The sequence below is a fragment of the Vibrio sp. V03_P4A6T147 genome, from assembly GCF_002241085.1.
Classification (GTDB): domain Bacteria; phylum Pseudomonadota; class Gammaproteobacteria; order Enterobacterales; family Vibrionaceae; genus Vibrio; species Vibrio anguillarum.
Genome location: NZ_NDIO01000196.1, coordinates 1 through 9214, shown reverse-complemented (window position 1 = coordinate 9214; position 9214 = coordinate 1). Strand labels below are relative to the sequence as shown.

7 protein-coding genes and 1 riboswitch are annotated in these 9214 nt (G+C 43.3%); of the genes, 2 read left to right on the top strand and 5 right to left on the bottom strand.

Annotation, left to right across the window (positions count from 1 at the left end; all coding sequences use genetic code 11):
• The first annotated feature begins 2 nt into the window (after positions 1-2).
• Positions 3-371 (top strand): RNA recognition motif domain-containing protein, encoded by a 369-nt coding sequence (locus B9J84_RS07950; protein ID WP_404206595.1) that lies wholly within the window; start codon positions 3-5, stop codon positions 369-371.
• Here the strand turns inward: B9J84_RS07950 and murI are convergent.
• The 3 genes from murI to B9J84_RS07935 are packed head-to-tail and all read right to left on the bottom strand — an operon-like array spanning position 334 to position 3732.
• Positions 334-1137, bottom strand: coding sequence for a glutamate racemase (gene murI / locus B9J84_RS07945; protein WP_026028285.1), 804 nt, complete (start codon positions 1135-1137; stop codon positions 334-336). The genes B9J84_RS07950 and murI overlap by 38 nt on opposite strands.
• Positions 1138-1167: 30 nt before the next feature.
• A complete protein-coding gene (locus B9J84_RS07940) occupies positions 1168-1899 on the bottom strand; it encodes an ATPase (protein ID WP_013855457.1) in 732 nt (243 codons plus the stop codon).
• Between the two features lie 3 nt (positions 1900-1902).
• Complete coding sequence (locus B9J84_RS07935; RefSeq protein WP_013855458.1) at positions 1903-3732, bottom strand: TonB-dependent receptor domain-containing protein; 1830 nt, start codon at positions 3730-3732, stop codon at positions 1903-1905.
• A 46-nt stretch (positions 3733-3778) separates the two neighbouring features.
• A riboswitch (cobalamin riboswitch) is annotated at positions 3779-3975 on the bottom strand.
• Positions 3976-4135: 160 nt separating this feature from the next.
• Between B9J84_RS07935 and trmA the strand changes: the two genes are divergently transcribed.
• Positions 4136-5245 (top strand): tRNA (uridine(54)-C5)-methyltransferase TrmA, encoded by a 1110-nt coding sequence (gene trmA / locus B9J84_RS07930; RefSeq protein WP_094123894.1) that lies wholly within the window; start codon positions 4136-4138, stop codon positions 5243-5245.
• Between the two features lie 135 nt (positions 5246-5380).
• Here trmA and B9J84_RS07925 read toward each other — a convergent pair whose 3' ends face one another.
• Together B9J84_RS07925 and B9J84_RS07920 are read right to left on the bottom strand one after the other, a co-directional pair.
• Positions 5381-7252, bottom strand: a complete 1872-nt coding sequence (locus B9J84_RS07925) for a hypothetical protein (protein WP_047459632.1) — start codon at positions 7250-7252, stop codon at positions 5381-5383.
• A 56-nt stretch (positions 7253-7308) separates the two neighbouring features.
• Positions 7309-9214 (bottom strand): S8 family peptidase (locus B9J84_RS07920; protein WP_094123893.1); only part of this gene is annotated, 1906 nt, incomplete at its 5' end.

The following is a 9214-nucleotide window of genomic DNA, read 5'->3' as shown; positions in this document are numbered from 1 at the left end:
CAATTACTTTTGTTCTTGGTGTTGTCTCTTCCGCTCTTGTTTTTAAATTTTTTGGCAGCAAAACGCTAACCGATGATGAGGAGTCAAAACTCTCAACGAAAACACTGTATGTCGGTAACTTGCCATACAAAGCGAATGAAGCTCATGTTCGTGAACTTTTTGCCAAATATGGAGAGGTCTTTGCCGTACGTTTGATGAAAGATAAGCGAACGGGCAAAAGGCGTGGATTTGGCTTTGTTGTGATGGCTTCTGCAAATGTAGATGGTGCTATTTCAGCTTTGAATGAGAAAGACTATATGCAGCGTACATTAAAAGTACGTGTGGCGAATGATCCTAAACATCCTGATGACGATATGTTTGAACAGGAGTAAAACCTAAGTGAGCTAATCGGCTATTGAGCGCGCTTTCTTCCCAAGGAGGTGCGCTTGATAATATCTTGTGTTGTTTGATTTTGTATTGTGGCTCGCTTTTCACGCCCAATAGCTCTTGCACACGACGAGCAATAGCTTCTCCAGAATCAACTAGTACGACACTCTTCCCTAATACGGCTTGGATCTCTTCTTTTATTAATGGGAAGTGTGTACAGCCAAGGACCGCCACATCAATACGGTTCACCAAAGGGCTAAGAATCTCTTTTAATTCTGCAAGATCGACAGCTTTGCCCCTCAATTTTTCTTCTGCCATATCAACTAAGCGTGTTGACCCTAGCAATTCAACATTCTTGTCAGATGAGAAATCTCGAATCAAATCGTGAGTGTATTGACGAGTGATAGTCGCTGGGGTAGCAATGAGTCCCACGGCTTTATTTGCCAGTGACGAGGCCGGTTTAATCGCAGGGACAACCCCCACAACTGGTACAGCAAGACAAGAACGCAGCTTGGGTAAGACGATGGTGCTTGCGGTATTACAAGCAATAACGACCAAATCAATGCGCTCTTTCACAACGACATCGCTTACCAACCTAACCACACGCTTAATTAACACCTCTTGGTTGAGCTCTCCATAAGGATAAGCTTCATTGTCAAACAGGTAGATGTAGTTTAATTGTGGTAGTTTGGCTTGGACCTCTTGATAAACCGATAACCCACCAACACCAGAGTCAAAGATAAGCACATTAAGCTGAGACGGTTGCGACACTCTGAGCACCTTATAATGAAAACGTTCCGATCATACTCGCTCTTTATCAATTGGCAATGCTCTTGCTCGGTATCTTTGGTGACAAAAACGTTCCCCCAGTTGGAGATGCGTCAACTCTAACTCCAGTGTTCCACCCAAAAAACAGGGCGCGTCGGTGACCAGTGTATGAAACTCGCCATTTTCGCCACACGGGTCAACCTTTGCTGGTAAAGAATCAATAAACGCTCGTCCATAAGGTTGTCCACAATAGTCTGGCGTGAGGCTGTGACCATCTGTCGTCATCACCATGGTTTGGATGCCGCGATTTATGATCTCTCGCGCAAGAGCGCTACTATCTTCGCCTAACAAGGGCAACACACACTCCCAGCCAGCCGGTTCAATATAGCTTTTGCGATACTGCGCAATACCGTTACAGAACATATCGCCAAAAGCAACGGCGTCTATCTCTAATCCACTTTGTTTTAATGCGCTGATGATGGTCGATTGATAAAGCTCGTTACTTGGAAATACGGCAGGCAGCTCTATTTTGACAACGGGTAATTTTAAAAGTCGTGCTTGTAGCTCAATTACATACAAAGGGGTGGCTTGAAAGGGCACTTCATCTTCAACATAAGTGGTAAAAATGCCCACCACACAATAACGGCTATCTTCCAGTAATCGCTCTAAAGTGAGGGTTGAATCTTTTCCACTAGACCAACTGACAATAACGTTCTTTTTCATCATCACACTCGCAAAGTAAAAACCGCCCACTGGCGGTTTCAAAAATTAGAATTGATAAGCAACGTTGAGGTAATAAGCTCGCTCTGGCGCTTTGTAACCAATCGCCGTTTCATACTGCTCGTTAAATACGTTATCGATTCGACTGCGAACAATCAGATCATCATTCATCCAGTAGCCAACCGACATATCCCATAAGTTGGTTGCGGAAATGTAGTCGTCACTCATGGGCGATGCTGTTGGAAGATCAAGCCGTTTGCCTGTGTAAGTATAGGTAGCGTTAAACTCAAACTTACCGAGATTCATTGAGCTGATCCATTTATAATTTTGCTTTGCACGACGTGCCAGTTGGACATCGTTATCATCTTTGTGATCTTTAAACTCAGCCACAACCGTATGGTTAACAGGCCCAGTATCAAAGTTCACATCAAACTCTAAGCCTTTAATCCGAGCATCAGTGTTGTCTGAATACCAGTCATCTGAAGAAGAGGCTGGTTTATACCAAATGATGAGGTTATCCACTTTGTTGTCATAAGCAGACAGATTCCATCTTGCAAACGAATAGACACCCGAGATGCCGAGCTCTACATTTTTTGACTCTTCCGGTTGTAAGTCTGGAGTAGTGCTTAAATCTGAATACGTTGGTGCCTTAAAAGCAGTACCGTAAGTAGCGCGCACAAAATGAGCTTCGTTAAGTTGATACCCAGCCGCCACAGACCAAGTTGTATAATTGTCATACTGATCGTATTCGTCATAGCGAATATTGGATTCCAACACCCAGCGATTGACATATAACCGACCAGAAGCGAACGCACCTTTGGTATCTCGGCTTTCACCCGCTAATTTATGAGCACTGCCACGATTTTTCGCGTCATCGGCAAGGCGTTCACGGCGAGCATCAATACCTGCACCGATTTCCGATGTTGATGTCAGTTGGTAGAGATTGGCCCACTGCAGCTGCGTAAGACTGATATTGGCCTTAGTGCTGGCATTTGCCCGACCTTCCGCCAGTGAATAATCTAAGTTCTCAGTTTGCTGGTAGTTCAAACTGACCAAGCTTTTTAACTGTTCATTGTGATAATTCAGTTGGCCAGTAACGCTTTCATTTTGTGAGTAACCCTGTTTAACCGAACCATAAGAGTCATATTGAGCATCACTGTCAAACCAGCTTGCAGAAACATAGCCAAGCCAATGCTTACTTAATTGATGCTCATAACCAGCTATCAGGTTTTGGCTATCAAAACCATATTGGGTACCGTTTCCCGTCTTTTTAATATCATAGCCATCGGTTTGTTCAAAACCTGCCGCTACTTGGATATGCCCTTGTTCGTTCACATCCGCTTTAGCCACTATATCGGCTTTTTTAGACGCAAGGCTGCCAATGCCCAGCGCTAGTTGTTTAGCATCATCGCCTCGGTGAGAGCGAGTGATAATATTGATCACACCGCCAATCGCATCAGAACCATAAACTGACGCACTCGGACCACGAATAACCTCTAGGCGTTCCACTAAACCAATCGGAAAACGGTTAATCGCCACACCACCTGCAGATGAATTGATACGAATACCATCCACCAATACCAACACATGATCACTGTTAGTTCCGCGCATAAAAATAGACGCATTGTGTCCTCGCCCACCATTTTGGGCGATTTCCACGCCGGGGACTCGGCGTAATACTTCGGTTAATGAGTTGGCTTGATACTGTTCGATCTCTTCACGTGACACAACGGTTACTGAAGAAAGAACTGAGGATTCGATTTGCTCGAAACGGTTAGCCGTCACCACGAGCGACTCTTCAGTGTTTTGAGCATAAGAAGAAAATGAGGCATACGGAAGCAGCGATGCTACAGCCGCCGCTAAAAGGGATTTATTCATATTGTGATCCTAAATCGCGTAAGTCCTACCAAATCAACCAAACGGTGGTATAGATTTGGCTGCTGGCAGGTATTCGGACTTGAGAGCTCTTGACCTACTAACCCGACTTCCCACAGCATTTTCCCGCAGTGTCATATTGGGTGTTCGTTCTCTCTTACCGCTGCGCGTCAGTTCTGGATTCACACCAGATTCCCTTTTCGGCCATCTATACCGCTAGATAGCACCAGCTGAGGGCGATACTATGGCTCTATTGATAATTTGTCTAGTACTGATTGGTGTCAGCTATTTTTGTTAGCTCGCAATTAATGACTAATTCAGGACAAAACTGGACAAGCGCGAGGGATTGAATAAAATCTGCGCTCTTTATTATTTGAATGCACCATACCCAAGCAAAGGTAATACCATGGCGACTCTTGATGTAAACCCACAACACTACCAGCAACAGTTGGCGGAAAAGACCGAGCGTCTGACCCAAATGTTCGCACAATACAACATGCCTCAGTTGGAAGTGTTTGAATCACCAGAGCAGCATTACCGTATGCGTGCAGAATTTCGAGTTTGGCACGAAGGTGATGAGCTTTATTACATCATGTTCAACCAAGAAACGCGTGAAAAATACCGCGTTGACCAGTTTCCTGCGGCCAGTCGTTTAATTAATGATTTGATGCCACTTTTGGTCGATGCACTTAAAGGCAGCGACTCACTGCGTCGTAAACTTTTCCAAGTCGATTTTCTCTCCACTCTTAGTGGTGAAGTATTGGTTTCTCTGCTTTATCATCGCCAACTCGATGAAGAATGGATAACCCAAGCAAAAGCATTAAAACAGCGTCTCAATGATGAGGGATTCAACCTCAATTTGATTGGCCGTGCACGTAAAATGAAAGTCGTGCTCGATCGAGATTTTGTGATTGAGAAACTGAACGTACATGGTCAAAGTTACATTTATCAACAAGTGGAAAACAGCTTTACTCAACCAAATGGTACTGTCGCACAAAAAATGTTGGAATGGGCCGTTGACTGCACGCAAGAGAGCCAAGGCGATTTATTGGAGCTCTACTGTGGGAATGGTAACTTTTCACTGGCATTGGCGAAAAATTTCGAGCGAGTGCTCGCAACCGAATTAGCCAAACCTTCTGTTGATTCCGCGCAATACAACATTGCGGCGAATAAAATAGACAATGTGCAAATCATCCGCATGTCTGCCGAAGAATTTACTCAAGCGATGGAAGGTCAACGTGAGTTTCGCCGTTTGCAACAGGCTGGAGTTGATCTCAAAAGCTATCGTTGCAACACCATTTTTGTTGACCCACCGCGCTCGGGTATGGATATCGATACCTGCAAAATGGTGCAAGGCTACGAGCGGATTGTGTATATCTCCTGCAACCCAGAAACCTTAAAAGAGAATTTAGACACTCTATGTGAAACACACAAAGTGACTCGTTTCGCTCTATTCGACCAATTCCCTTACACCCACCACATGGAAGCAGGTGTGCTGCTAGAGATTATTAAATAAGGGTTTAAACGATTTTTAATTGTAGCAAAAATCGATCTGGGTACGGCTTGGGGTACGGGACAATAAAAGTCTAACTCCAAGCCATCACAAGAAAAGGGCGTTACCTTAATAGCCCCTTTGACTAACAGCCAAATATTACCGCCTTGAGATAGAACCTCTTACACGCTGTACAATTACAGCATCATGGCTAGTGAAGTGGTTTAAGCTTGAGAGTTTGGTATATATTGGGCTGTTCGTAAGATCCAATTCATCTGCATATACGTTGAGGGCATTGAGGAGCCAACCACCAAGTGCAACGATGGCGCCCCCCTTGATTCCTGCCATCTCCATTCCAGCTCCAGCAGCGACAGAAGGGAATCCTGATATGTTTAATCGCGACATTCGTTCTTTATTTTTTTCAATTTTAGCCACTTCTTCCTTGAGCGCTCTCAGCTTATGAAACCGCTCACCTTCATCCATACCTGCAAACTGATTAACGATATTGGGTAACGAGCGCATTAGGCTATTAGACAACGCTGAGTCGAGCTCAAGAATGTCCATATCGTTATCAATAGCAAATATTTCATTGAGCAATGTACCTAACTCAGATTCTTGAATCTTCTGCGAGTGAGAGCGAACGCCATTGTAAAAACCAGTGATCACATTGCAGGCTGCGACTTCTGAATATTGCTCTCCATCAAAAGGAAAATGATGAGCCCTAAGTCCTTGTGCGTATTCATACGCCATCGCCGCTGTTGACAATTCAAGATAAATATCCCGCCCTCTGCGCTCAAAGCCTTTAGCCGCAATCCTGGAGACCCCCAGCCTATGCGTTGATACAGCCCCCTCTTTATTGACCATGTATTCACCATATTGCCATTGCTCTGAAAGCACTTGCGCAAGGTTTTGTATAGACGCATTTTCAATAAGAGAACATTGATGAAGGAATTGATATTGCTCATCACTTGAGAAAGTGGTTCCAATTATCCCTGACTTATTCTGTATGCCTCGAATAGTTGAGGCAGCAAGCCGCCTTGAGAAAATTATCGAGTCTGGTGCAACCATAAGGATATCCGCCAGTAACTCCTGAGAATAACGGTGAATATTCTGTGGCGCTACAAACAGTAATCGACCGCGAGCCACCAGCTCTTGAAACTCATATTGACCCAGCTTAAACATTTCATAGAAGTACTCTGCCCCCTTATCCAATGGCAATGCAATGATGACCTGTTCGTACAGAGTTAAGTAAACCCTCAAGTTCTGACGCGGAAAAACAGACGCATCCACGAAGCAACGTGACTTATTTTCAACAAACTTAGGCAAAAGGAACTGAGATTTTTGGTCTGTAGCATCGCCACTGAATACCGAATGTCGATTTTGAACCCAAAAATCTTCATCCTCCTCATACCTTGTGAGCAAAGGCTTGGAGAACTGCTTTTGCATTAATCCACTAGCTGTGAGTAGTAGGTTATTGTGAGCATTAGATTTGTACTCGACCTTTCCTGGAAAATGGGAGATGGTAGGATCAAATTTAAAAACAAAGTCATAGCCTTGATAGCCTAGAGCCTCACAAATTAGCTGAATATCTTCTTGTTCACTGATCGTTATCTTCGATTTGAAAGTCAGGTTAAATTGGTTGGTGTTAAATAAAAAGTCCACATGAAATGGATGATATTTCTTAGGAATGTGTAGCACGAACAAGTTGATGGTTTCATCCATCGTCATAGGCTGCCCATGTGTGAGCGACTTTTCTAACCTGCTGCGCGATTCTATCAAACGAAACGCTTGTGTAACTTTACTAACTATCTTGCCCGTTGGTATACCAGCAGTATGGTACTTACGATAGTGTTCACTTAGTTCATCAAGCAGTGATTCATTACCTTCTACATCCGATATAACGGCATATAGCCCCTTACCATCAGTAAATAGACCTTTGTGGTCATACCGGTGAGTATCAAATCGAAAACGCTCATAATCATGCCTGATAGCGTCTATTAAGGGTACACTAAATGGAAATGTGTCGGTCATTTGTTTTGCCTTACCTCAGACATAAAAACACACCCGAAGGCGTGTTAAATAAATCATCAATTAGCGATCTCGACGGTCGCTTGTACTCTCACTTCATTTTCAATTATCGCCTTCACTTCACTATATAAATCAACATCAACTTCAGGAACAGAGAGTGATACGACTAAAGCATATCTAGCTTTAGAGTTATACCGCTCATGTGCTTTTCGTGTTTTCCACCAACCATTTGCTGGATAAATAGCAATTTTCCCTCTAGCAGCTAAATCAGCCGCACTACCGCGCCAAATATCTTTGTGGATAGAACCCTTATGGCGCTGCTGCTTTCCGATGAGCCAATTACCATCTTCAAGAGCATCTGGCTTATCGCCATCAGCCTTAGCATTTATTCTTCGCATAAATTGCGCATCTGACTCACCATGATGCTTAACATCAAATCTAAGTTGATGACTAGCATAATTGTATTTATTTAGTACGTTGCGACTTGAAGGATTAGGCTCGATAAAGTAGGAAAGAGTTATCGTTAATTCTACGTTTGCTTCACCTATTTTTAGTAATTCACCTTTCGGCCAAGGTAAATCGTGTAAGTGCATATCTTTGGTTTTAGTATCACCTGAACGAGGCTTAATAAAAGGTTGTAACTCATCCTGAATCACCATTGAAAGTGAATTGTCAGCACTGTTAAGAGCTTTTTCCAAATTAGGTACACCATAGCCTACTTTTCTAATCAACTTAACCATATCTGATTTTTTGATGCCATCATCTCCACGTTTTACAGAAATAAGTGCATACATTGCATCAGTCCAATCAGCAGAGTGCACAGCTAAAGCTCTTACCGTTTCAGGCCAGATATCACTGTAGTGGGACTTAACCTGTGCAGAGAATCTTGCAGCTAATGCTGTGGCAGCACTTGTTGCATGTGATGTTCTAAAATGTCTCTGCGAATAATCATTGTTGGTTGTTAACAGGTGCAAGTCAGGTTCATTGCCGCAAAAACCATCTTCATCTCGAGCAATATTACCCCCTTCAAATACAACTTCTGGTTTGAAAGGAGCATTACTTCTGTCCCACAATAAAGATGTTGTCGAGTATGGAGACAAACTTCCACGTGGAGCTAATGGCATTAAATCACTCGACTGAGATAAACTATCCTTCTCAGTGAAAGCCCCAACAGTTAAAACATTCCATGCTTGTGCTGGATCATGAACATCACTCAAGTAGTTAATATCGGGGTATTCTGCGCTACCATTGATTCTTGTGTTACCAGCACAAACAGTGAATAAACGAGGCGTCATTCCCTCTCCTGAATAATCTACCGCCAGCATATCCATAGCACTAGACCAAGAAGACGGTCTCCCCCTATCCGTTCCTTTACCTGAAGAAAGAGACATAGAAAATATACGGGAGCGTTCAGGTTTATATATCTCCATTTCAGACACAGCGTTCGTTGTTACTATGCCCAGCGACTTACCTGCATTGTCACCATTAAACCTCATGGTTTTAATCGATTCGAGTCTGTACCCAACAACCTCCTCATTCAAGGAACCGAGCTTTTCAGTCAAATCTCCCCACATTGCCAGCCCAGCCATCTCTGTTCCATGGCCAAGAATATCGGTTGGATCATTATCATCGGTAATCGTTCTTTGATCTGATAAATCTGAAAAAGGAGCAAGTAATGGATGCTGAACGTTTACTCCAGAATCAATAATACATACGTAGGGAGAACTATCAGAGTAAGAGTGTTTTAGACGCTGCAAAAGTTCGTCAGTCCATTCCTTTTGTTCATGATTATGCATCGCATCAAAAAATTCAGCGGTAACCTTAGGAAAGCGAATCTCTGCCACTCTGAAAAGTAGTGAAGCACTTTCTTCCAATTTCTTTTGGCTAGTAAATACTTGAACGACTGTATGCTCTGGAAACCGTAGTTTATGCTCAGATACTCGCATATCAGCGATAGTAGCTAAT